This is a genomic window from Nocardia sp. NBC_01499 (assembly GCF_045040275.1).
Lineage (GTDB): Bacteria > Actinomycetota > Actinomycetes > Mycobacteriales > Mycobacteriaceae > Nocardia.
This window is the reverse complement of the sequence record NZ_CP109426.1, coordinates 2,794,486-2,819,153: the sequence shown is the minus strand read 5'-3', so window position 1 is coordinate 2,819,153 and position 24,668 is coordinate 2,794,486. Positions and strand designations below refer to the sequence as shown.

Annotated in this window: 25 protein-coding genes; 14 read left to right on the top strand and 11 right to left on the bottom strand. The window is 66.7% G+C overall.

What is annotated here, in order from left to right; translation table 11 throughout:
- Positions 1-126: 126 nt before the first annotated feature.
- Complete coding sequence (locus OG203_RS12945) at positions 127-978, top strand: inositol monophosphatase family protein (RefSeq protein WP_405165894.1); 852 nt, start codon at positions 127-129, stop codon at positions 976-978.
- Positions 978-2,228 carry a hypothetical protein gene (locus OG203_RS12940; RefSeq protein ID WP_405165893.1) on the top strand — a complete coding sequence of 417 codons (1,251 nt, stop codon included), beginning with the start codon at positions 978-980 and terminating at the stop codon, positions 2,226-2,228. The genes OG203_RS12945 and OG203_RS12940 overlap by 1 nt, the downstream gene beginning before the upstream one ends.
- A gap of 23 nt (positions 2,229-2,251) precedes the next feature.
- Here OG203_RS12940 and OG203_RS12935 read toward each other — a convergent pair whose 3' ends face one another.
- On the bottom strand, positions 2,252-2,638 hold the full coding sequence (locus tag OG203_RS12935; RefSeq protein ID WP_405165892.1) for a DUF5997 family protein: 387 nt from the start codon (positions 2,636-2,638) through the stop codon (positions 2,252-2,254).
- A gap of 63 nt (positions 2,639-2,701) precedes the next feature.
- Between OG203_RS12935 and OG203_RS12930 the strand changes: the two genes are divergently transcribed.
- Positions 2,702-3,643: a LysR substrate-binding domain-containing protein gene (locus OG203_RS12930; protein ID WP_405165891.1), complete on the top strand. Its 942-nt coding sequence runs from the start codon at positions 2,702-2,704 to the stop codon at positions 3,641-3,643.
- A gap of 73 nt (positions 3,644-3,716) precedes the next feature.
- On the opposite strand, the gene OG203_RS12925 is transcribed toward OG203_RS12930, so the two are convergent.
- Both OG203_RS12925 and OG203_RS12920 read right to left on the bottom strand, forming a co-directional pair.
- Complete coding sequence (locus tag OG203_RS12925) at positions 3,717-4,043, bottom strand: hypothetical protein (RefSeq protein ID WP_405165890.1); 327 nt, start codon at positions 4,041-4,043, stop codon at positions 3,717-3,719.
- A 177-nt stretch (positions 4,044-4,220) separates the two neighbouring features.
- The gene (locus OG203_RS12920; RefSeq protein WP_405165889.1) at positions 4,221-4,490 is read right to left on the bottom strand and encodes a DUF2631 domain-containing protein; all 270 of its coding nucleotides are present in this window, start codon (positions 4,488-4,490) and stop codon (positions 4,221-4,223) included.
- 153 nt (positions 4,491-4,643) lie between these two features.
- Here OG203_RS12920 and dxr point away from each other — a divergent pair, with 153 nt between their 5' ends.
- The 5 genes from dxr to OG203_RS12895 all read left to right on the top strand — a co-directional run bounded on the left by dxr (position 4,644) and on the right by OG203_RS12895 (position 11,457).
- Entirely contained in the window at positions 4,644-5,783 is a 1,140-nt protein-coding gene (gene dxr / locus OG203_RS12915) for a 1-deoxy-D-xylulose-5-phosphate reductoisomerase (RefSeq protein ID WP_405165888.1), read from the top strand.
- 303 nt (positions 5,784-6,086) lie between these two features.
- Positions 6,087-7,280 carry a M50 family metallopeptidase gene (locus OG203_RS12910; protein ID WP_405165887.1) on the top strand — a complete coding sequence of 398 codons (1,194 nt, stop codon included), beginning with the start codon at positions 6,087-6,089 and terminating at the stop codon, positions 7,278-7,280.
- A 144-nt stretch (positions 7,281-7,424) separates the two neighbouring features.
- Positions 7,425-8,582, top strand: a complete 1,158-nt coding sequence (ispG, locus tag OG203_RS12905; protein WP_405165886.1) for a flavodoxin-dependent (E)-4-hydroxy-3-methylbut-2-enyl-diphosphate synthase — start codon at positions 7,425-7,427, stop codon at positions 8,580-8,582.
- A 111-nt stretch (positions 8,583-8,693) separates the two neighbouring features.
- Positions 8,694-9,560, top strand: a complete 867-nt coding sequence (locus OG203_RS12900; RefSeq protein ID WP_405165885.1) for a GNAT family N-acetyltransferase — start codon at positions 8,694-8,696, stop codon at positions 9,558-9,560.
- A gap of 88 nt (positions 9,561-9,648) precedes the next feature.
- Positions 9,649-11,457 (top strand): penicillin-binding transpeptidase domain-containing protein, encoded by a 1,809-nt coding sequence (locus OG203_RS12895; RefSeq protein WP_405165884.1) that lies wholly within the window; start codon positions 9,649-9,651, stop codon positions 11,455-11,457.
- Here the strand turns inward: OG203_RS12895 and OG203_RS12890 are convergent.
- The 5 genes from OG203_RS12890 to OG203_RS12870 form a co-directional block, all read right to left on the bottom strand.
- A complete protein-coding gene (locus OG203_RS12890; RefSeq protein WP_405165883.1) occupies positions 11,451-11,609 on the bottom strand; it encodes a hypothetical protein in 159 nt (52 codons plus the stop codon). The two genes, OG203_RS12895 and OG203_RS12890, sit on opposite strands and share 7 nt — an antisense overlap.
- A 376-nt stretch (positions 11,610-11,985) precedes the next feature.
- Positions 11,986-12,486, bottom strand: coding sequence for a peroxynitrite isomerase (locus OG203_RS12885; RefSeq protein WP_405165882.1), 501 nt, complete (start codon positions 12,484-12,486; stop codon positions 11,986-11,988).
- A gap of 270 nt (positions 12,487-12,756) precedes the next feature.
- Positions 12,757-13,248 (bottom strand): hypothetical protein, encoded by a 492-nt coding sequence (locus OG203_RS12880; RefSeq protein WP_405165881.1) that lies wholly within the window; start codon positions 13,246-13,248, stop codon positions 12,757-12,759.
- An 11-nt stretch (positions 13,249-13,259) separates the two neighbouring features.
- Complete coding sequence (locus tag OG203_RS12875; RefSeq protein ID WP_405165880.1) at positions 13,260-14,306, bottom strand: MerR family transcriptional regulator; 1,047 nt, start codon at positions 14,304-14,306, stop codon at positions 13,260-13,262.
- 42 nt (positions 14,307-14,348) lie between these two features.
- The gene (locus OG203_RS12870) at positions 14,349-14,687 is read right to left on the bottom strand and encodes a winged helix-turn-helix transcriptional regulator (RefSeq protein ID WP_405165879.1); all 339 of its coding nucleotides are present in this window, start codon (positions 14,685-14,687) and stop codon (positions 14,349-14,351) included.
- A 71-nt stretch (positions 14,688-14,758) separates the two neighbouring features.
- On the opposite strand from OG203_RS12870, the gene OG203_RS12865 reads away from it, so the two are divergent.
- Both OG203_RS12865 and OG203_RS12860 read left to right on the top strand, forming a co-directional pair.
- Positions 14,759-15,508 (top strand): SDR family oxidoreductase, encoded by a 750-nt coding sequence (locus OG203_RS12865; protein ID WP_405165878.1) that lies wholly within the window; start codon positions 14,759-14,761, stop codon positions 15,506-15,508.
- Positions 15,509-15,913: 405 nt separating this feature from the next.
- Positions 15,914-16,366 (top strand): hypothetical protein, encoded by a 453-nt coding sequence (locus tag OG203_RS12860; protein WP_405165877.1) that lies wholly within the window; start codon positions 15,914-15,916, stop codon positions 16,364-16,366.
- Here OG203_RS12860 and OG203_RS12855 read toward each other — a convergent pair whose 3' ends face one another.
- A complete protein-coding gene (locus OG203_RS12855; protein WP_405165876.1) occupies positions 16,367-16,867 on the bottom strand; it encodes a hypothetical protein in 501 nt (166 codons plus the stop codon). It abuts the gene before it with no gap.
- A 232-nt stretch (positions 16,868-17,099) separates the two neighbouring features.
- Between OG203_RS12855 and OG203_RS12850 the strand changes: the two genes are divergently transcribed.
- Complete coding sequence (locus OG203_RS12850) at positions 17,100-17,909, top strand: ABC transporter permease (protein ID WP_405167860.1); 810 nt, start codon at positions 17,100-17,102, stop codon at positions 17,907-17,909.
- Positions 17,906-18,730 (top strand): ABC transporter permease, encoded by an 825-nt coding sequence (locus OG203_RS12845; protein WP_405165875.1) that lies wholly within the window; start codon positions 17,906-17,908, stop codon positions 18,728-18,730. The genes OG203_RS12850 and OG203_RS12845 overlap by 4 nt, the downstream gene beginning before the upstream one ends.
- Here OG203_RS12845 and OG203_RS12840 read toward each other — a convergent pair.
- Positions 18,727-19,590, bottom strand: a complete 864-nt coding sequence (locus OG203_RS12840; protein WP_405165874.1) for a helix-turn-helix domain-containing protein — start codon at positions 19,588-19,590, stop codon at positions 18,727-18,729. The genes OG203_RS12845 and OG203_RS12840 overlap by 4 nt on opposite strands.
- A gap of 208 nt (positions 19,591-19,798) precedes the next feature.
- Between OG203_RS12840 and OG203_RS12835 the strand changes: the two genes are divergently transcribed.
- Together OG203_RS12835 and OG203_RS12830 are read left to right on the top strand one after the other, a co-directional pair.
- Complete coding sequence (locus OG203_RS12835; RefSeq protein WP_405165873.1) at positions 19,799-20,221, top strand: ribonuclease domain-containing protein; 423 nt, start codon at positions 19,799-19,801, stop codon at positions 20,219-20,221.
- Between the two features lie 528 nt (positions 20,222-20,749).
- Positions 20,750-21,109, top strand: a complete 360-nt coding sequence (locus tag OG203_RS12830) for a DUF4254 domain-containing protein (protein WP_405167859.1) — start codon at positions 20,750-20,752, stop codon at positions 21,107-21,109.
- 212 nt (positions 21,110-21,321) lie between these two features.
- Here OG203_RS12830 and OG203_RS12825 read toward each other — a convergent pair whose 3' ends face one another.
- Positions 21,322-24,615 (bottom strand): hypothetical protein, encoded by a 3,294-nt coding sequence (locus OG203_RS12825; protein WP_405165872.1) that lies wholly within the window; start codon positions 24,613-24,615, stop codon positions 21,322-21,324.
- Positions 24,616-24,668: the final 53 nt, after the last annotated feature.

Sequence of the window (24,668 nt, the reverse complement as noted above, 5' to 3'; positions counted from 1 at the left end):
CCCAAATGTGCCCTTGGTGCGCACCGGTGGACTGAAGGCCGGAACTGATCGAAACCGGCAGGTTACGGCCTTTGACAACCGGCAGAACCGCTACGCTCGGGAGACAACACTGTGCGGGAGGGCGCCTTGAGCGACGTCGGATCGTTGTGGAAAGCACTGGACAAGCAGCTGGTGCCGTTGCTTCGCCGATACCGCCGCAACCTCGCTTCGCTGCACGTTGACACAAAAGCTGACAACACGCTGTTGTCCGAGGCGGATCTGGCCACCCAGGCCGCCATCATCAAAACGATCAGGCGGCACTTTCCCGAGTCTCGATTCGTCGCGGAAGAAGACGAGGCGGAGCTGCCCAGCTCGGGCGAGCCGACTTGGATCATCGACCCGATCGACGGTACGAGCGAGTTCGTCGCACCCAATGGGCGCGAATTCTGCAGTGTCGTATGCCTTCTCGAAGCAGGTGTACCGACTGCCGCGTACGTCCTCGCGCCCGAGTTGGGTGTTGATCGCACACCGATCACCATCCAATGGTCGGGGGAGGTAGTCGTGAACGGGCGAACGGCTAAGCCGCTTGGTCGTGCGGCAAGACCGAGACGCGCCTCGGTCACGCGCAGCAAAGGCTCCGCCGCACGGAAGTTCGAGATCGATCTTGCCGAGGTCGGTTGTGCCATGAAGACCCGCACCACATCACAAACCCTCGACATGGTCCGAACCTGCATTGACCTTTCCACCTGGGCTCAGACTCCGGAGTATCAGTTCGACCTGTTCTACCGGCCACGGCAGAAGGTGTGGGATGGCGCCGCGGGCATCGGACTGGCGACAGCGATGGGCCGCACCGCCACTGACGGCCGCGGGATCAGCCCGTTGCCGCTCGACGAGCAGTTTCTGAACCAACGCGAGCCCACATTTCCCGAGACGGTTGCTGGCGATCCGGACTGCGTGCGGTGGTTCGTAGATCTGCTGGCGGAGTCGCGGAGCGGTTGATGTCGAATCGTGTCATGGTGGACGTCACGACGTTCATCAGCGCAGAGGAATTCATCCTCTCCCAGAACCACAGCTCCCCATCCCGGCCACGCGATCCCTTTGCGCAACAGTGTTATGCGGAGCTCGTCCAGTCCCTGATCTACTTCGATGAGGTGCTCGTACCGCACCCGACCAAGCTGAACCCTGTTGCCGCTGACTACGGTGACTTCCCTCGGATCCTTCGCCATCTCTTCGACCTGCGGATCGCTGTGCCGCTGTCGATCGGTCCGAGCGAGGAGGCAGGCCTCGCAACGGCCGAGCGCACCGCCATGGAGACGCTCAAAACAACCGGCGTCGAAACCATGCTGCGGTTCATCGACAAGACCCGCCGCGCCGATCGCGAAGTGCAAGAGCGCGGTGGTGGCCAGCGAATGCTGGCGAACATTACGGCGTGGGCGGACTACCAGTGGGAGAACGTCAGGATCGAAGGCCATCACCGTGCTCGGATCGGTGGTGTCGATGGTGTTGAACTCGATCCCTTCGGTCAGTGGGCGCGTGCGTCATCGTTCGCGATGGAGGGGCAATTCCGCAGCCTGATCGCGGACAGCGAACAGCAGCTATGGCTCATCGCCACGTTGGTGCGGTCACTGCGCTACTCGGCGCGAGCGAAGGTGAAAAGCATTGCGTACACACCACATCCGCTTCGTCGCGACTTTTCGGTGATGTTCGACCTCTTCGATGACGGCGTCGCGGAGAGCGCAATCGAGGAAGTGATCTCGGCAGTCCGCGGGATACCCAGCGAGATCCGCAAGGTGGCCGGGGCACGGCAGGGGCGGCGCCTGCAGATGCTGGAGTACCAACTGCCGCTGCTGGGCGGACGGTTGTGGTCGTTGCGCGACCGAGGACGGTTCACCGATGAACGCTGGTTACAGATGATCTGCGGACGGATCGATGAATACCGCTCGCGAGCAGTCGATTTCCGTCGCGCCCTATCCCGCTGTGACACCGAAGAGGAAGCTCGCCGCCTGGAACTCGACGTGGAGGGCGTCCGCGACCAGCTCCTCAGGCGCCTAGGTCTCGAATCAGCCGAGCCAAACGAGACAGAGACCACATTGATCGAGGCCGCGGCCTCGGTAGCGGAACTGGTCGGGCCCGGGATTCCCATCACCCGACCGCTTCGGCTCGCCTTGGTTCCCTTCCGGCGGTACTCGGGAACCTTGGAGAGCCTGCACCAGAAGTTTCTCTATCGCGAGTTCGTCAGCGGGATGTGAGGAGTCCGAGGGCTGATGTAGACCTACGTGCGGTTCTTTGCGGGCCGGTTGGTGGCGGCGCGGCGGTCGGCTTCCTTGGTGGCGATTCGCTCGTTTTCCTTGAGGACCTCGGCGTAGTTGGCGCGTTCGCGGATGAGCCATTCTGGCGGGTCGGCGAGCAGTGCCGCGATTTCGTCGGCGGTTAAGGCGTCGGAGACTTCGGCGCGGGAGAGGCCGGAGTTGGAGACGCCTAGTTTGCGGGCGGTGGTGTCGCGGGGGAAGGGGCCGGTGCGGCGGAGGTCGGTGAGCCACTCCGGGGGGTTGCTGCGGAGGGCTTCGAGGTCGGCGCGGGAGAGGGGGGCGTTGCGGAAGGATTCGGGGGCCGCGGGGAGGTAGATGCCGAGCTTGTTGGCTGCGGTCAGGGGCTTCATCAGCTGAGGGTTAGGGTCCGGGCTCACTGAGACAGCGTATCGGGTGGCGATATGGTTCCTGGCATGAGCCGGTTGGAGTCGATTGATGTGGTGCGGCTGCGGTGGTTTGTCGCGGTTGCCGAGGAGCTGCATTTTGCGCGGGCGGCGAAGGGGTTGAACATTTCGCGGCAGCGGTTGAGTCAGACGGTGATCGATGTGGAGTCGGAGCTGGGGACGAAGTTGTTTGTGCCGGGGGCGCAGCCGACTCAGTTGAGTGCGGAGGGGGCGGCGTTGCTGGGGGAGGCGCGGGAGTTGATCGCGCGGGCGGAAGCGGCGGTGGTCGAGGAACCGTCGGACGGGCCCGCCGCGTTGCGGGTCGGGTTTGTGCCCGGTGTCACGGTGTCGAAGTGGACGCGGATCTGGAGTGAGCGGTTTCCGGATACCTCGCTCGAGGTGGTCGGGGTGCCGATGGGGGAGCAGGACGTGGCATTGCGGGAGGGGCGGGTCGATCTGTGCTTTGTTCGGTTGCCGATTGATCGGGACGGGATGAGCGCGATTCCGCTGTATCGGGAGTTGGCGGTTGTCGTGGTGCCGAAGGATCATCCGATCTCGGTGTTCGAGCAGGTGAGCATGGCGGAGCTGGCCGATGAGCGGATGCAGGACGCGTCCGATATCGATGCGGTCGCGGGTGCTATCGAGCTGGTGGCCGCCGGTGTCGGTGTCGCTGTCGTGCCGCATTCGATCGCTCGGCTGCATGCGCGCCGAGACCTCGTGTATCGCACGGTGACCGATGTCGCGGACACGGAGATCGCCTTGGCGTGGCCGACGGATCGGACCAGCGATGTGGTCGAGGATTTCGTGGGTGTGGTCCGCGGGCGTTCCGAACGTAGCTCTCGATCTCCGGCCGCTCGGACCAAAAGCGCTGAGCCGCAGAAGAAGTCGGCTGCGAAGCGGACGGGTGGACGACCGAGTCCTGCCAGGAATTCGGTCGCCAAGAAGAAGCCCGCGAAGCGCCGGGGGCGTTAGTCGCGGGCTTTGATCGGCGGTCGCCTAAATGTCGCGGCCCCCGCCGAACCTGTTCGCCCCCAACGAGTTCGGGTCAGCCCGCGCAGACGCGGTTGAGTTCGTTGGTGAACGGGTCCATGTCGCTGACGTGGTCGTCGGCCAGCGCGTTGGCGTAGGCGGTGATGACGTCCTTCTCGGCCTGTTCGCCACCGCTCGCGGCGATGGACAGCAGCGTGCCGTGCAGCGCCTGCGCGACCGGGCCCTCCAGAACACCGTTGGGGGATCCGTCGATGGCCTTGTTGACCGCGTCGATGGCGCGGCCGCAGGTCTCGGACTGGGCGTAGGCCGGGGCGGCGGGCAGTAACAACAGCGAACCGACGGCGCTTGCGGTCAGCAGCGCGGCGGCGAACATCTTGGGCATGGCGTCCTCACGGGTTGGTCAGCAGCGAAGGTCCGCGACTCGATGGAGTCGCGGACCTCTCGACCCGAACCGTACTAGGCGCCCCTGGCCTGGCGAAAGCCGGTATATCTCAGGGCATTCGGGCGAATGCGGGCCACGTCACGGTGGCCGCTGTTCGCGAATGACCGTGGCGCTCGACTAGCGAGGCTTGCGGCGCAGGAACGAGTCCCGGACCAGGATGCCGACGATGGCGGCGGCGAAACCGACAAGGAAGATGTCCTCGACATGGCCCTTGTGGTTACCGATGACCATCGCGACCAGGATGAACGCGACGATCCACCCGGCGACGCGGAAGGTGCGGGGCGACTCGCCGCTCCACCCCCACTCGGCGGAGGGAACCTCGGCGGTGTCCACGTGAGTGACGATGCCGCGCTCGGTGCTGGCGGGTTCGAGTTCCGTGGCGGCCACGATTCGCTCCTTAGCTGGTTCGGGATGGACTGCTGCTCGTTATCGTGACATACGACGGTGCGTCGTTGTAAGTCGGGACACGCCGCTTGGCGGTCGGTAGCCGGTGGAGCGGGTACGCACCGTGCCTATTTCTTTGTGCGCCACAATGAACTCGTGTCCGACATCGTGAGAGTCCTGCTCCTCGGCAGTACCGGATCCATCGGTACCCAAGCGCTCGAGGTGATCGCCGCCAACCCCGACCGGTTCGAGGTGGTCGGCCTGGCCGCGCGCGGCGGCAATACCGAACTGCTAGCCGCGCAGATGGCGGCCACCGGGACGCGCAATGTCGCGGTCGCCGATCCGAAAGCCGCCGAGCAGCTCGATATTCCGCTGGCCGGTCCGGACGCGGCGACCGAGCTGGTGCGGCGCACCGAGGCCGATGTCGTGCTCAACGCGCTGGTCGGCTCGCTCGGCCTTGGACCGACCCTGGCCACCCTGCACTCGGGCACCCGGCTCGCGCTGGCCAACAAGGAATCGCTGGTCGCGGGCGGCTCGCTGGTCACTCGCGCGGCCGCGCCCGGCCAAATCGTGCCGGTCGATTCGGAGCATTCCGCGCTCGCGCAGTGCCTGCGTGGCGGTCGCGCCGACGAGGTGGATCGGCTCGTGCTCACCGCGTCGGGCGGCCCGTTCCGCGGCTGGACCGCCGAGATGCTGGAATCGGTGAATCCCGCTGAGGCCAAGACACATCCGACCTGGTCCATGGGGCCGATGAACACGCTGAACTCGGCGTCGCTTGTCAACAAGGGCCTCGAGCTGATCGAGACGCACCTGCTGTTCGGTGTGCCCTACGACCGCATCGACGTCACCGTGCACCCGCAGTCGATCGTGCACTCGATGGTCACCTTCACCGACGGCTCCACGCTCGCCCAGGCCAGTCCGCCGGACATGAAACTGCCCATCGCGCTGGCCCTCGGCTGGCCGGACCGGGTTCAGGGTGCCGCGCTGGCCTGCGACTTCGGCACCGCCGCCACCTGGACCTTCGAGCCGGTCGACAACGAGGTCTTCCCCGCGATCGAGCTGGCCCGCCGCGCCGGCGAGGCGGGCGGCAGTGTCACCGCCGTCTACAACGCCGCCAATGAGGTTGCGGTACAAGCCTTCCTTGACGGCGCCAGCCGCTTCCCCGACATCGTCCGCACCGTGGCCGCCGCCGTCGAAGCCGCCGACCAATGGCGCACCGAGCCGACCTCCCTCGACGAGGTGCTCGCCGCCGACACCTGGGCCCGTGAGTTCGCCCGCGCTCGGGTGACCGCCTGACACACCGCCTACCTGACCACTCATCCGTGAGTGGCACATGAACACGGGAGCACCTCTCCACCACGTGCCACGGACGGAACCTGACCCGTTCGCGGCGTGATCCGCACTGCTGGGAAGGCTCGGACTCGCCCGTCGACCGCCGCCTGGCACACTGAATACGCAGGGCCGGGCGGGGTCCGGTTACTGTGGTCGGGGTGCTCGCGGCCGTGACGGGATGTGCGGGTCCAGAGGTTTATGGGCGGCCGATCCGGCGGTCGCCCTTCGTCGAGGCGAGCTGCGCTATGCAGGAGGGCTGCTAAACACATGGTCTACGCGTTGGGGTTCGTGCTGTTCGCGCTAGGCATCACGATATCGATCGCGTTGCACGAGTGCGGGCACATGTGGACCGCCCAGGCCACCGGTATGAAGGTGCGGCGATACTTCATCGGTTTCGGACCGAAGGTGTTCTCGTTCCGGCGCGGGGAGACCGAGTACGGCCTCAAGGCGCTGCCGCTCGGCGGCTTCTGCGATATCGCGGGCATGACCGCCCTCGACGAGCTGGAGCCGGAAGAAGTCGACCGCGCCATGTACCGCCAGGAGACCTGGAAGCGGATGGTCGTGATGTCGGGCGGCATCGCGATGAACTTCCTGCTCGGTTACATCCTGGTGGTCATCCTCGCGATCGGCTGGGGCCTGCCCCGGTTCGACCAGCCGCCTGCCACCCAGCTCGGCAACATGAGCTGTGTGCCGCAACAGAATCCGGACGGCAGCACCCAGCCGTGTTCCGGCGCGGGCCCGGCTCAGCGTGCCGGTCTGCAGCGCGGCGACATCGTCAAGTCGGTCAACGACGTGAAGGTGACGACCTGGAAGGACTTCACGTCCGAAACCCAGAAGCAGTCCGGCCCGTTCACCTACACCATCGAGCGCGACGGCAAGACCCTCACCGTCCCGGTCACCCCGGAACAGGTCATGCGTTACGTGGACGGGGTCGGTCGCGAGGTCGGTGCCGTCGGCGTCGGCTCGGACTTCTACGGGCCGGTCAAGCACAACGTGCTCGGCGCGATCCCCGCCGCGGGCTCGTTCACCGGCGATATGTTCGTGCGGACGTTCCAGTCGCTGGCCCAGTTGCCGCAGAAGGTGACCGCGCTGTGGAGCGCGGTGACCGGCGGCGAGCGCGACCCGGAGACCCCGGTCAGCGTCTACGGCGCGAGCAAGATCGGCGGCGAGACCGCCGAACGCGGCCTGTGGGGCGTGTTCATCCTGGTCCTTGCCAGCCTGAACTTCTTCCTCGGCGCCTTCAACATCCTGCCGCTGCTGCCGCTGGACGGCGGCCACATGGCGGTGGTGCTGTACGAGAAGATCCGCAACACCATTCGCGGCTGGAAGGGTCTGGCACCCGGCGGTCCGGTGGACTATCTGAAGCTATTGCCGTTGACCTACGTCGCGGTGGTGATCGGCGGCGCCTACATGGTGCTCACGTTGGTCGCCGACATCGTCAATCCGATCAAGTTGTTCTGACGTTCCCCTCGACGCGGTACCCTGTCGCGGGCACTTGGGGGACAGCACGTTGTCGTGGGCGTCACAGGGTGGTCGTTCGGCGTGCGCGACTAAGCTCGGAAGGCGAACGGCCCGGAATGTACGTACGAAAGTAGGCAGCCGAAAGTGACCAGCACAATCGGATTGGGGATGCCCGCCGCTCCTGCGGCCGTTCTCGCTCCTCGACGCAAGACTCGCCAGCTGATGGTGGGCAATGTCGGGGTCGGAAGTGATCACCCGATCTCCGTGCAGTCCATGACCACCACCAAGACCCACGACGTCAACGCCACCCTGCAGCAGATCGCGGAGCTCACCGCTTCCGGCTGCGACATCGTCCGGGTGGCCTGTCCGCGTCAGGAAGACGCGGACGCGCTGGCGACGATCGCGCGCAAGAGCCAGATCCCTGTCATCGCCGACATCCACTTCCAGCCGCGCTACATCTTCGCGGCTATCGACGCCGGCTGCGCCGCGGTGCGCGTAAACCCGGGCAACATCAAGGAATTCGACGGCAGGGTCGGCGAGGTCGCCAAGGCCGCGGCCGCCGCAGGTATCCCGATCCGCATCGGCGTCAACGCCGGTTCGCTGGACAAGCGGATGCTGGAGAAGTACGGCAAGGCCACCCCGGAGGCGTTGGTGGAATCCGCGCTGTGGGAGGCGAGCCTGTTCGAGGACCACGGGTTCGGCGACATCAAGATCTCGGTCAAGCACAACGACCCGGTGATCATGGTGGAGGCCTATCGTCAGCTGGCCGCGCGCAGCGACTACCCGCTGCACCTCGGCGTCACCGAGGCGGGCCCCGCGTTCCAGGGCACCATCAAGTCCGCGGTGGCGTTCGGTGCGCTGCTGTCGGAGGGCATCGGCGACACCATCCGCGTCTCGCTGTCCGCGCCGCCCGCCGAGGAGATCAAGGTCGGCGATCAGATCCTGCAGTCGATGAACCTGCGCCCGCGCAAGCTCGAGATCGTGTCCTGCCCGTCGTGTGGCCGCGCTCAGGTTGACGTGTACAGCCTGGCGAACGCGGTCAGTGCCGGGCTGGAGGGCATGGAGGTGCCGTTGCGGGTTGCCGTGATGGGTTGCGTCGTGAACGGGCCCGGCGAGGCGCGTGAGGCGGATCTCGGTGTCGCGTCCGGCAACGGCAAGGGCCAGATCTTTGTCAAGGGCGAGGTCATCAAGACCGTGCCGGAGGCGATGATCGTGGAAACCCTGATCGAGGAGGCGCTGCGCATCGCCGAGCAAATGGGCGTGGACGCGGGCGCTGGCGAGCCGGTCGTCACGGTCGGCTGACGCCGCACCCAGGCTGTAGCCGGACTTCGTCTGGTTCAGTTGAACAACACACGAACTGTTGCGTTCGGCATAGCCGTACCACATCGCCGATTTTCGTGGCAGGCTAGCAACGTGCGGAGTCTGCTGGAGCCGACGCGTAGGGCGAAGTACGTTCCCGCGCGGCAGCTCGCGAACCGGGACCTGGGGCAGGTCCTTCGAGTTCTGGATGCCGACCCGGTGGCCTCGTGCATGGTCGCCGCTCGGCTCCAGGAATTCGGCCTGGACACGACCCGATGTGGCCAGGGCGAACTATGGAGTCGAGGCGGACCTTCGGAGTCGCTGTGTTTCTCCGGTGCGAACCTGGTCCCTCTGCGCGGTGATCATGACGCGCTACGGGCGTTCGCGGACCGGGCGATCAGGTGGCCGCGCATCGCGTCATCGGTGGTCGGACGCCGTGAGCTGGCATTACCGCTCTGGGAGATGCTGGCCGACCACTGGGGTCCCGCGCGGGAACTGCGCGGCGAACAGCCGCTGCTCGCCCTCGCGCAACCGCCGCTGGTGACCCCGGACCCCAATGTCCGGCGCGTGCGTCCGGACGAACTCGACCGCTACCTCTGCGCCGCGATCGCCATGTTCATCGAAGAGGTCGGCGTCGATCCCCGCGCCGGTGACGGCGGCCGCGGCTACCGGCGCCGCATTCAGAGCCTGATCGAATCCGGCCGCGCCTGGGCACGTTTCGAGGACGGCGAGGTCGTATTCAAGGCCGAGGTGGGGTCCCTGTCCCGGCGCACCGGCCAGATCCAAGGCGTCTGGGTGCATCCCGAACATCGCGGCACCGGACTCGGTACCACCGGTACGGCCGCCATCGCCAACGCGGTGGTGGCATCCGGGCGCACCGCGAGCCTGTACGTGAACGACTACAACGAGGTCGCCCGCCGCGCCTACAGCCGCGTCGGCTTCCGGCAGATCGCTACCTTCTGCACCGTCCTGCTCGACTGACCGCGCCGACGCTGAAAGCTGTTTCAGTGGAAAGAAACACGGAGCGGCGCGGAGGTTTGCTCGACATTGGCTACTACCATCGGTGCCGATGTCGACCAGGACCTATCCGCTGAGGACGCCGCTGCTCGTCACGCTGGCTGTCGCGCTGCTCGCGCTGCCGGTGGCCGGTTGCGCGCGTGGCCCGCAGGGACCGGTGCCCGCGGCCGACGACTTCGTCGAGGCGTTCGCCAAGCACGACCTGGCGGCCGCAGCCGACCTCACCAATCAGCCCGAAAAGGCCAGTGCCGCACTGGGTTCCGCGTGGGACCACCTGCAAGCCGAGAAGCTGACGGCGCGCACCGGCTCGGCCAGGGTCAGCGGCGACACCGCGACCGTCGACTACACCTACGAGTGGCACCTGCCCAAGGACCGGACCTGGCGCTACACCGGACAGCTGCAGATGGGGCGCAGCGGCGGTCGCTGGAAGGTTCGCTGGACCTCGTCGAACATCCATCCCAACCTGGGTGACACTCAGACGATGTCGCTGCGGGCCAACCCGGCGCCGCGCGCGCGGGTGAACGAGCAGGCTGGCAGCGATGTGCTGGTGCCTGGCAAGATTTCCCGCGTCGCGTTCACCGCGGCCAACGCCGCCGACCCCGGCGCGGTCGCGACCTCGCTGGCGGCGGCGCTGAGCCAGTTCGACCCGCAGCTCACGCCCGAATCCATCCGGGACACGGCCATCTCGACCAAGGGCGCCTACCCCGTCGCGATGCTCAGCGAGAGCGAATTCGACCAGGTGAGTACCGATCTCATCGGCCTGCCCGGTGTCGTGGTCACCACGCAGTGGGACCTGGTCCCCACCGACCGCAACTTCGCACCCGATCTGCTCGCGCAGATCCGCAAGACGGTGATCGCCGAGGTGGACGGCAAGGCGGGCTGGAGCGTGGTCACCATGAACGCGAACGGTGCCGACACCGATGTGCTCACCGAGGTGCCGTCGCAACCGGCCCCGTCGTTCTCGCTCAGCGTGGATCGCAACGTGCAGAACGCCGCGCAACGCGCCGTCGACGGGCGCGCGGAGCAGACCATGATGGTGGTGCTTCGTCCGTCGACCGGTGCGATTCTGGCGATCGCGCAGAACAAGGCGGCCGATCAGGACGGTCCGGTCGCGACCATCGGCCAGTATCCGCCGGGTTCGGTGTTCAAAACGGTGACCGCGGCCGCCGCGATGACCACCGGCCTCGCCACCCCGGACACGGTGTTGCCCTGCCCGAGCCGAATCACCATCGGGGACCGGACGATTCCCAACTACGACCTGTTCACGATCGGTGACGTGCCGATGATCACGGCCTACGAACGGTCCTGCAACACCGCGTTCGCCAACGTGGCGAGCAGGCTGCCCGGCGACGCGTTGCACGCGACCGCCGCGAAATTCGGTGTCGGCCCTGGCTATACGGTCGCGGGGCTGCCGACGTTCTCCGGCTCGGTGCCGCCGTCGGACGAGCTGATCCAGCGCACCGAGGACGGCATCGGCCAGGGCAAGGTGGTGGTCAGCCCGCTCGGCATGGCGCTGATGGCGGCCACCGTCGCGCACGGCTCGGTGCCGGTGCCGTACCTGATCGCGGGCCGCAGCACGACGGTCGACGGCGAGACGCCCGCCCTCGCGCCGCAGGTGATCACCGGGCTGCGCGCGATGATGCGCAGGGTGGTCACCGGCGGCACAGCCGAGCGGATCGCCGATCAGGGTGAGGTGTACGGCAAAACCGGCGAGGCCGAGGTCGACGGCGGGTCGCACTCGTGGTTCGTCGGCTACCGAGGGGATATCGCGTTCGCGACGCTGCTGGTCAAGGGTGGCAGCTCCGACAACGCGGTCGCGGTCAGCCGGGACATGATCGCCGCGCTGCCCCCTGGTTACTGAGGCGCGCTGGCCGGCGCGGCTGCCTGGTTGCTGGTGGACGAGGAGTGGTCCGTGATCGCGGCACCGGCGTCGCCGCCGTCGAGGATCTGGACGGTCGCGGCGCCGCCGAGAACGATGGCAACGCTGGCCAGGATTGTGGTGGAACGCTTCATGGTTCGTCTCCCTCGGGTCAGGGGTGTCGACGGGGGAAGGGTTCTATCCGGTCCGCGCAGGGATTGCCGCGCGAAGTTATCTGAAAGTTTGCTGCTTCGGAACCGTAAACCGTGATCGATTCACCGAACAAGCCCAAGTGATCGACGGCACATGGCAGCAAGAAAATACCGCAGGTCACATTCCGGAGGAATCCCGGTGAGAGTACCGCCTAGCGGTCCGGCATTTTCGGGAAATTCGCCGATCGCGAAACAACTCCGTGGGACGGGCTATTCGGCCAGATAATGTTCCGGATCCTTCGCCGGTCGGCGGAGGGTGTTCGGATCCCGGCCCGCCGGGCCTTACGGTGCGGCGAGCGGGCCGGGCGGATCGGGCGCTTTAGTCGGCCCGGCGCAATGTGGCGGCGAGGTGGTGTTGCAACGGCTCGCCGACCGCGGCCATGCGCAACGTGTAATCGATGGTGTCGCCCTTCAGCTGAAATGTGCGGCCGAGGGCGGTAACGAGTTTCGCGGTGCTGGTGCGGCCGATGCTGGTGGAGTCGAATTCCATGTGCAGCGCGCCATCGGCGACATCGAGTGCGCCCTCGCATATCTCGGTGATGCCGGTGGGGTGGGCCAAGATCAATTCCACTCGGTCCGGGCTCGGGCAACGCAGATAGCCGGTTTCGGCGTGCATGGGGCGGCTGCCGTCGGCGGCGCGGGTGCGCTGCCGGTAGGTGAGGAATGGGCGGCCGAGGTGGCCGAACCGGACTTCTTCCAGGTAATCGAACGACTGGATGGTCGGGTATTCGCCGTGCCCATCGCCACGCCAGGTGCCGAGCAGTGGGGCCAACGGGGCGATATCGGGATGGGGCGCGATTGACGGTTGGGGTTCGACCACGGCGCACAGCCTAAACCTGTTGGTTCATGAGGTGTTCGTATACTGCTGAATTCGGTGTGGCGCTAAGGTTAGCATCGCCTATCGCCAATCATGTTGTTCGGCAGAAGTTCCTGGTCGGCGACTTCGGCGGCTACGGTCTGGCTTTCGGTGAGGCAAACGGCCCGCACTCCGAGAAGCGCGGGCCGTTCGTGTTCGCTCAGAAGCTGAAGTCGGCGTTTCCGCCGCCCTTCAGGATCCAGGGCACCCCACCAAACGCCGCTGGTGATTCGGCTATCCGCGGCCGGTCGGAGCGGACGCTCGGGGGCTGGTGTCGTGCGCTTGGATCGCTGCTTCGACTTCGTCGACCGCAGTGCGAATCATGGTGCCGTAAGGGGTATCGGGGAGGGCATGCAGCGTGGCTTTGGCGGCGGTGAGTTCGCGTTGCGCGGCGGTGAAGGAACTCAGTTTGCGGTAGTTGTCGGCCAGGTTCAGATGCAGGGACGGGTAGAACCCTTGAACGTCGAGGGAGGCATGGTATTGCTTGGCGCGGGTATTGGTCAGCGAGTCGGCGGCGTCGAGGGCGCGGATGTCCCAGGCGAGTGCCTCGGCGGCGTCGTCGTAGAGGTCGGCGAGGTAGTGGGCGAGGGTGCAGCGGTGTAGCGGATCGCCCTGCGGGCCAAGGGAACTCCAGAGGGTGAGCAGGGATTCGCGGGCCGCGTCGGGTTTGCCTTCGCGGCCGAGTGTGACTGCGTCGGTGATCGCGACCATGGTGTCGTCGGTCATGGCACGGGGTCCTATCTTTCGGCTGGCTGCCGGGTCGGCATGGCCAGGGTCGTGAGGTCGCCGTCGGTGGCGGAGCGCAGCACGATCGGGTGATCGGCTGCGGCGATGTCGAGCATGAGATCTGGGCCCAGTGCGGTGTGCACGGCGGGGAGCAGTGTGGCGACATCGAAGTGGAGATCGATGTCGGAGCCGGTGACCGTCGCGGGCAGGTGGTTGCCGGACACCGTGAGACCGATGTTGTTGATCTCGAATCGCACTGTGGGGGAGGTGTTTTCGAGAAGGTCGAGCAGCGGTTTGCGGGCGGTGACCACCCGTGTTCGTACCGGCGCGAGGTTCGACAGCACTACTCGATAGTCGGGGAACGGTTCATCGATCACCCGGCAATGCCGTTCGGTGCCGTCGCCGATGAGTCGTAATCCTTGTTCTGTTGGGGCAGTGACGATTTCGTCCAGGCCGCGCAGCCACGTGATGATCGGATCGAGATCGCTCGCGTCGACGACCAGTGCCCAGTCCGCGCCCTGCCGGTCTCGTGACACCACGGTCCGCGTCGAAAGCCGATAGCGATCAGTGGCAGTGAGCGTCAGCGAATTCGCGCTCGCCTCCAGCAGAATGCCTGCGAGAACAGGTATTTCGCGGCTACTCGCCGCGGCGGCCCGCACCTGCTCGAACGCCTCGGCCAGCAATGTGGCAGACAGCTCGACACGGTCGCCTATCGATCCGACGCCGAGCGCCTGCTTGATTCTCTCGGCCACGAGTGCGGCGTCGAGGGCTCGTTGTTTCAGTTCGTCGACGTGCTCGTCCAACAACCGTTCGGCGCGCCCCGTATCGCCGGACAGGATGTCCGAGATCGTATCGAGCGGCACCTCGATCGCCCGCAGCCGCCGGATCAGTGCCGCGCGTTCCCGTTGCGCCTCCGTGTAATACCGGTACCCGGTGAGCGGATCGACCCGCGCGGGTGCGAGCAGCCCGCAGTCGTCGTAAAACCGCAGCGCACTCGCGGTGAGCCCGCTCGCTCGCGCCAGCACGCCTATCGTGATCAACCCATCGGACTCAGCCACCAGGTCATCATGGAGTCTCAGGTAGGCGGAAGGTCAAACCGCTCAGTCGTTCGGGTCGGTGAGTGATTTCTCCCACCGCCGCGACCAATCCCACACGTCTTGCATCGCGGCGCCGAGTTCGGTTCCCGCGGTGGTGAGTTCGTAGGACTTGTCGGCGTTCTTGACGATGAGCCCAACGCCCTGCAAATGCTGCAGGCGCACCGAAAGCATGCTGGAGGAGCAGTTGTCCATGCGACGCCGCAGCTCGAGGAACCCGAGCTGGCCGGGCGCCAACTCCCACAGCACACGCAACGTCCACCGCTGTCCCAGCAGTTCCATCGCGGCCAGTACCGGCGCGTCGGCCGAATCATTGGGCGGCTTCGCCCCGCTTGCACTTCTCATTTAGAACTACCATAGTGATTCTGATTTAGAAGCAATCTGCCGGGCCGACGGCCCGCCATCGAGAGGGAAACGTGGGCGAACCAGCCGGACAGCGAATCGTTTTGATCACGGGTGCCTCCCGCGGCATCGGCGCCGAAACCGCGCGCATCCTCGCCGCCCGCGGCGACCACGTGATCATCAACTATCGGGAAAAGCTCAAGCGCGCCAAGGCAATCGCCGATGAGATCGTCGCCGCGGGCGGCAGCGCCGCCACCGCGGGCGCCGACATCTCCGACGAAACCTCCGCCCGCACCCTCATCGAAACCATCACCGAGCAGTTCGGCCGCCTGGACGTCCTCATCCTCAACGCCTCCGGCGGCCTCGAACGCAACGCGGCCCCCGACTACGCCATGTCGATCAACCGCGACGCCCAAACCCGCCTGGTCCACCTGGCCCGACCGCACATGCCGACCGGATCCCGCATCGTCTTCGTCACCAGCCACCAGGCCCACTTCCACGGCCGCAAACCGGTCCCCGCGGACTACGAACCCATCGCCGCCAGCAAACGCGCGGGCGAAGACGCCCTGCGCGCCATGATCCCCACCCTCGCCACCCACGGCATCACCCTGCACACCGTCTCCGGCGACATGATCGACGGCACCATCATCGTCCAACTCCTCGAACGCCGAAACCCAGCCGCCGTCGCAGCCCGCCGCGACAACGCCCCCCTCCCCACCATCCCCGAATTCGCCGCCGCCGTAGCCGAAGCCACCACCAGCCAAGCCGAATCCGGCCACACCGTCTACATCGGCGGGCCCGACTACCTCACCGCTCCCGCTTGACCGAGAGGCATGGTCGACTACGCGGAGTCAACTCCCGGCAACCAACGCCAGAGCACGCACCGCACCCGTGCGCGCATCAAGCGTGATTTGCCCGACTCACCCGGGGTTGGCTGGGACGCCGGGGCGGCTGGGCATAGCCGCAGGTGATTACTTCCGAGTGGCAGATTAAGGTGTGGTCACTCTAAGTTTGCCGAGCCTGGATTGTTGTGGCGGCGGACCGGTGGGGAGGCGGCTGACCAGCGTGTGTCGGAGAAACGGAAGTGGGTGAAATCGACGTGGAGGGGGGAACTCTCGTTCACGCTATCGATGTGTGCCAGGTGCGGGATGTGCCGCTGCGGCGGCGCGGTATTCGTCACCACCCGACGGCGGGGGCGCGCCGACGCGCGGCCAGGTGGGGGCGCTGAGGTGGACCACTCGGGTAACGACCGGACGATTCCGAGCAGAGATCTGCTGCTGGCCGCCTTCCGCGGCTTCCCGCACGAGGACCATCCGATGCTCGAGGCGGCGGGCGAACTGGCCCAGCTGCACCTGGTGCGCGAGCGGACCCCGGCCATCGAGTCGGTCAAGATCGATCGGCGCCGCATCCAGCTGGTGCGCACCATCGATCGCTGGGTCACCCTGGCGACCCCGGTTCCGGAGATCGCGGCACCCGAGCACGTCGAAACCGTCGGCAGGCTGGTCGACCGGCTCGCGGGAATGACCGCGCAGGCGGTCGCCGCGCTCGCCTTCGCTCCGGAGGCGGTGTTCTATGACGCGTGGGTGCAGATCGAGGCGCTGGCCGACGGCTACCAGGACCTCATCGACGACCTGCGCAGCGGCATCCGGCGGCTACCCGACGACCCGTACGAGTGCTGCTGACTACTTCCCGCGCCCGAACAGCCGGAACGACCGATTCCGGCGCTGCGGCAATGTCGCGTAGACCATGGTCATATCGGCGAACACCTCCGCCTCCCGTTCCCGGTCGACGCCGAATTCGCTGCGCCCGAGCACATGCTCGATCGACTGCGGCGAAATCGAGGGCAGCATCAGCGCCAGTGTCGGCGGCACCGGAGCACCGCGATCGGACTCCTGCGTGCCGTGACCGAGCAGCATGTGCCCCACCTCGTGCAGGATGATGTGATCGGCGTTTCGATCGGTGGCATCATCGTCGTAGACGATGATGTCGTCGTGTTTGCGCGCGACCCACAAACCGCCTCCGCCGCAGCCGATCTCGTTCAGCAGTGCCCTTGGCGCGGTGTGCAGGCTGATGGAGCGGCCACGGTGCGCGGCGACGGCGGCGAGATAGGCGGTCAGATTCCACGGGTTGGGGAGGGGCACGGTCCGGGTCGCGTCACCGAAACGAGCTTCCATGCTGGTCATCTCGGCACACATTACTCACAGGGTGGCCACTAGTCATCCACTGATCCGGACGAACACGACGTGAGTTGGTGCACTGTCCAACAACGAGATCCGCTACTCGGCGGGCGGCGGGTTCGGCATGAACCGAACCGCTTGCTGTCTCGGTATCTCTCTGGGCAACCACCCGCGACATGCGGACAACTGCCGGTTCCCGGCAAACCGGCGCGGATATCCGCAGGATGAGAGCGTGCAGATGAGCCTGCTGACGGTGCCGTCGCGGATCGGGGCGATCGCCCAGTGGTGGGTGCTGACCTGCCGCCTGATCCGGCCGTCCTGGCGCAACGGCGAACTGGTCACCGCCGTCGTCGCGCCCACCGTGTTCACCCTCGGGTTCTATGTGCCGTTGAACCTGGTGATGACCGTGTACGGGCACGGACTCAGCAGCTACGCGCAGTACCTCATGCCGATGATCGTGATGCAGGCGGTCGCCTTCTGCGCCACCTCGGCCGCGTTCCGGGCGGCCAGCGATGCCAAGGACGGGCTCACTATCCGATTCGGATCGATGCCGATGCCCGCGGTGGCACCGCTGGCGGCGCGGATCACCGCCGCCATGTACCGCGCCGCGGTCTCGTTGGCCGTCGCCGTGCTGTGCGGGTGGGTGATCGGCGTGCATTTCTACGGAAGCTGGTGGGATACGGCGGGATTCATGGCGTTCGCGCTGCTGGTGGCGTTGGCGTTCTGTCTTGGCGCGGATTTGATCGGCAGCCTGGCCAGGAGTCCGGAGGCGATCACGCAGGTGCTCATCTTTCCGCAGCTGATCCTCGGGTTGGTGTCCACCGGTATCGTGCCGGCGCGCCAATTCCCCTCGTGGCTACAAGGTTTCGCACGCAATCAGCCGGTGTCGCAGTTCGTGTACGGATTGCGCGCGCTGGCCGGTGATTCGACCGGCAATGCGGGCGTTGTCGGCCTTCCGGTCCTCGGACCCGGTCTGGCCTGGGCGGCAGGGATACTCGTGGTGTGCGGCGCGCTCGGCACGGTGGTCGCCGTGCGGAGGTCGGCATGACGAGCACGCACGATCGGGCCGCAGATCTGCCCGTGGTGTCCGGCCGGACCGAGACCTGGCGACTGCTGGTGCCGCAGACCGTCATTCAGACCAGGCGGCTGTTGCTGCGCTGGTGGCGTGACCCGCTGACGATGGTGCAGTCGCTTGCCTTCCCGGCGTTGCTGCTGATCGTGCTGAATACCGTGCTCGGCAAGCAGATTTCGACATTCTCCGGCGCGAGCGCGCTGTACGGTTCGGTGCCGATGGTCGCGCTGGTCGGGGTGATGTCGGGGTCGCTGGCCGGTGCGGTCACGCTCGGCAGGGAACGCGATCAGGGGCTGCTCGCCCGATTGTGGGTGTTGCCGGTGCATCGCGCGTCCGGGCTTGCCTCGCGGATCGTCGCCGAAGGAGTCCGGATTCTGTTGTGCACCATGGTGTTGTTCGCGGTGGGCGTGGTGCTCGGTTTCCGGTTCGAGCAGGGCGTGCTTGCCGGTATCGCGCTGTTCGGTGTGCCGCTGCTGTATGGGCTCGGCTTCGCGACGCTTGTCACCGCCGTCGCGGTGTACAGCGCGAAAACGGCGCTGGTGGAGGCGGTTTCGCTCGGCTCGTCGATCATGATGTTCTTCAGCACCGGTTTCGTGCCGCTGATCGCGTATCCGCGCTGGGCCACACCGATTGTCGCGCACCAGCCGATGACCTACGCGATCGACGCCATGCGCGGGCTCTCGCTCGGCGGGGCGGTCCGTGCCCCGCTGCTGGCCACCGTGGCGTGGTCGGTCGGCGCGATCGTGCTGTTCGCGGTGCCAGCGGCGGTCGGATACCGGCGGGCAAGCCGGAGCTAGTCGCCCATCCGCGCGGCGGCGTCCATGATCATCTCCGCGGAGTCGCGCGGGCTCAACGCCATCGCACGCAGCTGGTCGAAAATCACGCCGAAGCGCCGGATTTCGGGATGGCCCTCGATCAACTCGTCACCCGCGATGCCCTCCACATACACCAGCTCAGGATCGGCCGGATCATGAAAGTCCAGCAGGGTGAACGAGCCGGCCATGCCGGGATGGGCGCCAGCGTCGAACGGCAGGATCTGCAGAATCACGTTCTTGCGCTTGGTTTCCTGGAGCAGCCGATCCAGCTGGCCGTGCATGACGACGGGCCCGCCGACGGTGCGCCGGATCGCCGCCTCGTCCATCACCACCCACAGCTCGAGCGGCTCCTCCTTGGTCAGGTTGGCGGCCCGATCCATCCTCGCGCGCGCCCGGTCCTCCATGATCGCGGCCTCCACCTTGGGCATCGAGGTGTCGATCACCGCCGTCGCGTACTCCATCGTCTGCAAAAGCCCCGGGATGGTCGAGGTCTGATAGTGCCGCGCGGACAATGCCTCGGCCTCGAAATTGATGTATGCCGCGTACACCTCCGACACACTGCCCTCGTAGGCCCGTGACATACCCGGCTTCAGCGCGTCCGACAGCAGTTCCATCGCGTCGTCGCGCTGCTCCTCGGTCACCGCGTACAGGTCGAGCATCGCCTGGAGGGTGCGCCGCTGCGGCCGCGCCTGCGCGGTCTCGATCCGATACAACGTGGTGACGTTGATACCGGTCTTCGCACTCACCTCCTCTTTACTGAGTTCGGCATGCTCGCGCATCTCGTGCAACATCGCCGCCAACCGGCGTAATCGCACGGTCAGGACGGTGCGCTTGCCTGCCATCACAACATCCCTTCGGCGCGTTCGTAGGACGAAAGCGTACGCGTTCCAACTCGGCGAGTTCCAAGGTTTCAATACCAAAGTTCTCGATGCCAAAGTCGCTGGTTCCCTGGATAGGGATCTCGGGTGACATCCGCCGCGCACCAAGGCTTCACGCGTCGGAAACCTGGCGAAACCTGGAGTTCGACTTGGGCACGTAGCTTCAGGCGTTATGACTGGGGCGGGATCGACCTCGAAGCGGTTCGTGCACATTCTCGCGGTGGTGGCCGCGGCCTTGACGCTGGTCTTCGGCCTGTCGACGGGGGAGCAGTCGCCGAGGCCGGTGCATGGCGAGTCGGTCACGCTGGTCAGTGCCGCTGTGCCGCAGCGGGCTTGGGACACCCTCGCGCGGATCGACGCGGGTACCTGGCCGCCGAATGACGGATCGGGCACCAAAGGTGGTGGTACCTGGACGAATCAGGAGAAGTCGCTGCCGAGCACCGATTCGGCGGGGCGTCGGATCTCTTATCAAGAGTGGGACGTCAATATCAAGAAGCCGGGACACAATCGCGATGCCGAACGCATTGTCACCGGAAGCGATAAGTCCGCTTGGTACACCGGCGATCACTACGTCACGTTCACCCGAATGCGCTGACCCGGAGAAAACCGACTCGTACGCGGTTCGTAACCGGTCTTGACACCTTTCCCGGCCGCGATCGGCGGCCGCGGTGCCGCAGAGCAACCGATCGGCATCCCTTCTGGCGCTTGCTGATCGACCATCGCGACCGACGACGGGCGCACTGAACACACACTCGGCGCTGGCCGGCGAAGTCGGCCCGCGCATCGCCTGAGGTCATTCGGCGACGTTGCTGCTCAGCGGGCGCTGAAGCTGTTGTCCGGCTGGGAAACCGGGCCTCTTAAGGTGCGCTAACAGACGAGTCGCAGCAATGCGGACGCACTCTTGCGTTCTTGCATCAGTAAGTGCATGATCCAGCTAGCCTAGTTGTGAACAACCGATCCGATGACCGGGATAACCGAATCGAGAGCCAATTATGTTGGTACAAAGCGTGTTGGTGTCGGGCGAACTTGGGGTGAAGGTATGAGTGCGCCTACGGTGGGGGTACTACCGACAGCTCCACAGTTATTGTGTGCCTTTCAAGGACGCCGTTTCCAAGATCGGGAAATGCTGCGGTCCGCGCACGCCCTCGCCGAGTTGCACGCGCGCAGGCAGCAGGTGCGTGACGCCGCGTTGATCGTTGAAATCGACTGCCGCCGAAGTGAACTCGTCGACGACATCAATGATTGGATCGGCAAGGAGATTCCGCAGCATCGCAACGGTGCGTCGCTGCACACGGAAAGCCTCGGCGCGGTGGTTGACCGGATGGCCCGCAGTTGGGTCGATGCGAACCAGGCCATCGACATCGAGGGCGTGCGCAGTGACAATACCCATAAACATTGGTACCACCTGGCAGAACTTGTCGATGGGTACACTGATTTGGTAACCGACGTGGCCGGTGGCCGTCGCCGATTGCCTGAGCAGTGATCTTCTCGACCAACGGATTCCCTCTCGATAGTGACACTGCCCCGACAGCGTCGCTTGCTCAAAAGGGCGACGTCCCAGGGTTGTCATCCGACCAGTGACCCCCTCTGGACGATTACGTCGCCCGCACAGTGACGGCGGGCGCAACGGGGCGCCCCGCCCGGCGTGCCGCGTGGTCGACTGGCGCGGCACGCCCGCTGAGAATCCCGCCGCACTCACTCGGTAACGGTGAAGATCTCGTGCGCCGCCACCCGGACATTGCTCTGCCCATGCGTCCGCATTCGGGCGAGTAGCTCCACCCAGGTCGGCGTCCAGCCGAAGTGATTGCCGCACTGCGAGATCAACGCCAGCGCGGCTAGCGCGGTCGCACTGTCGACATCCGTGGACAGATCGCGCGCGACCGTCGTCATGGTCGCGGCATCGACCATCTGCCCGGTCCGCGCCAGCTGTATCCGCAGCTGTTCGGCCGGATAGACCACCAGCGCCCCTCGCGCGAGCCCGCACGCCTGCTGGATCGACCGCACACTCGACGCCGCATCCGCCCACCGAATCTGGGCGAGCAGCAGATCGATCGCAAACCGCCGCCACTGCGTTTCCCCGGCCAGCCGCTCGGCAACGACGACCGCCGTCGTCCGCGCCTCGTCGGACAGCGCCGCCGAGCTGCCGAGACTGCCGAGCAGTGTCGAGAGTCGTTGCCTGGCAGGAAGATCACGACCGGCGATGATGATGTCCTCGGCGGCGAGCAGCCGGTCCACCGCCGCCGGCACCTCCGCCCGGAAATCGCCGCCGACCAGCACCTGCGCGGCCTGTCGCCATAGCCCCGCCTCGCTGAGGTCGGCGAGCCTGCGCACCAGCATGTCGCCGGTGTCGGCGGGCGCCCAGCGCTGCCAGCTACCGAGCACCCGCATCGCCTCGGTGGCCAGCTGGACGTCGGCGCCGCCCGCCATCTCCCGCACCAGCCCGGCCATCCTGCGCCGCTGCGGAACCGGCAGCAGGGCGGGCGTGAGATTGAGTGCCTCGCCCGCCACCGCGGGGTCATGGGACGCGTCGGCGAGGATCAGCCACGCCGCGTCGTGATCGAGCAGCCAGCGGCACGCGAACACGACCGCGCGTTTGACGTCGCGATGCTGGTTCGGCCGGTCCCAGATGGCCCGGATCGTTGCCATCGCCTCCGGCACGTGCAGCGCCGCGAGCAGCCGAACGCCCTCCTTCACCGAGGTGATCTTCGGCGAATCCACCAGCGGCGTGAGCGCGACCGCGAGCCGATCCGGTGCGATGCTCCTTGCGCGGGAAGCGATGCCGCTCACCGCGACTCGCGCCCGATCGGAGTCGACGTGCCGACCGAGCACACCGATCGCTGCCTCGGCGTCCTCGCTGCGGCCGAGTGCGGTGAGCGCCGCCTCGGCCACCGTTAGCTCGGGATGGTCGGTGTAGCCGACGAGGCGCGCGAAACTACCGGGCAGACGACCCAATCGCTGTATCGCCCAGGCCTTCTCCCATGCCGAGGACTCCTTCGCGCGCACAAGCGCGGTGAGCGCCCGCGCGTACAGTTCGATCTGGCGTGGGGTCCAGCCGTCGAAGCCGTCCCAGAAGTCGGGCACCAGACGCACTTTCGGCGCGATGAAACGGCCCGGTGTCGCGCCGTTGAGCGCGATGTCGAGCAGATCGGTTCGGCGCGTGGCGATCAGCCGTTGCACCCGGGGTAGCGAGAAGAGCGAGCGGTCCCGGTTCAGCAAGGTGGCGAGGTGATCGTCGCGGGTGGCCGGGTTGGCCAGGACGAGGTCGACCGCGCCGCGGATCACGGCGTCGTCGCGCGCACCGCAGGCCCGTAACAGCAACTGCTGCAAGGGGACGACGTTCCAGGCGCGTTTGTGCAGGCCGTTGGCCAGGCCGAGGGTGAGGCTCCATGCATCGCGCACCGCGTCGCCGTCCAGTCGCCGACGTAGTGCCGCGAACAGTCGATGTTCGGCGCCGTGCGGCAGATTGCGGTCGAGGTCGGCCAGCGGGATCGAGCTCGCATGCGCCGCAAGGCTTTCGACCAGCCGCAGCGCCGACTCGGTGCAGGCCGGATCGTCGGTGCGGGCGCCGTGGACCAGCAGCCCGCGGGCCATGACGCCGACCGCGCCGGTGGTCATGGCCGACCTGTCCCGGGCCTGCAGCGCGTCCGTACCCAGAATCTCCAGCGCGGGCAGGTGCTCGGGGCGAAGCAGGGTCGGCGGGATCTGATTGATCGCTTGTAAAGCGGTGCGCCGCACCGGGTCCTGCTCGTTGCGCAGGCGGCGCAGCGAGTCGAGCAGCGTGCCGACCACCGCGGGGTCGCGGCTGCCGATCGCCGCGACGACGAGCAGCGGGTACGCCTGCGCCCGCTCGTCGGCCGTCGGACGCCGGATGCTCTCGTACAGAATGGGTTCGGCTTCCTCCCACGACAGCCGCGCGATCAGCCGCTCGCGGACCGGTCGATCGTCGGATCCGCCTTGGCGAGCCAGCAATTCGCGGGCAAGCGCCGCCCGGTCGAGCAGGGGCAGGCTGTCGAGCGCGTCGAGATCGACCTGCGCGGCATCGACGCCGGGCCGGATGAACACCTGCCGCACCACCTCGGTGCGCCGCCCCGGCGGCAGGGCATGTAGGAATCGTCGCCGGTGATATCCGGAATACGCGGCGCACACCGCGATCAGCCGATTGTCGGGGAGTTCGCGCAATGCGGTGAACAGCGCACGTCCGGCGAGAGCGGTGCCGCGCCCACTCGGATGCAGGATCAGTTCGACGACGGCACCGGGGTTGTGCCGAGTCAGGCTGCCCGCGATCGCGTCAAGGCCGTTGATCCGCACGTACCGCACGGCCTGAGTGGCGAGCGCGAGCAGGCGGTCCGGTTCGCGGATCGCGAAGGTGCCCGCTCCAGCGGCGATGCGCGGCCACAGTTCGGGCCAGTCGGTCTCGCCCGCCTGCGCCGCGAGGTTCGTCAGATAGGTGAGCACCGCCTCGGTGTGCCTGCGGCTCAACGTTTGCCAGTTCGGCGCCGCGTAGGCGAACTCGGGTAGGTACTGGGTGACAAGCCGGGTCGAGCAGTACGGCAGAATCCGCGCTGCCTCACCGTCCCCGAAGAGGCGCCGGACCTCGGGGAACAAGGCGTCGGCCAGACCGGCGTCGCGGGTGCGCCGCCCGATCGCGCGATACAGCACCCGCCGCGTCCGCTGCGCCATCCGCGGCAACCGCTCGACCAGCACCCCTGGCTCGACGCCGATCCGTACCAGCGCGACGACCGCGCGTGAAACGAACTCCTGTCCCATCGAATCCACTTGGGCAACAAGATGATTGCGATCGGCAGCGATCGCGGCCAGCTGAATCGAGAGGATCCGCTCGTAGCGATCGCGGCGCGCAAGATCGGCGAGCAGCGCGCCGAGGTCCGGCGTACCGGCCAGCCGCAGCGCCACCGTCGCGATGGCCCGGCGCCGCTGCGGCGCGGACAACGGCTCGATGTCCTTCACTAGCTTCGTCGCCGGTGCTGCCATTGTTCGACCGCCAACCTTCCCTCAGATGCGGAGGAATCCCCCGTGGTCGTTGT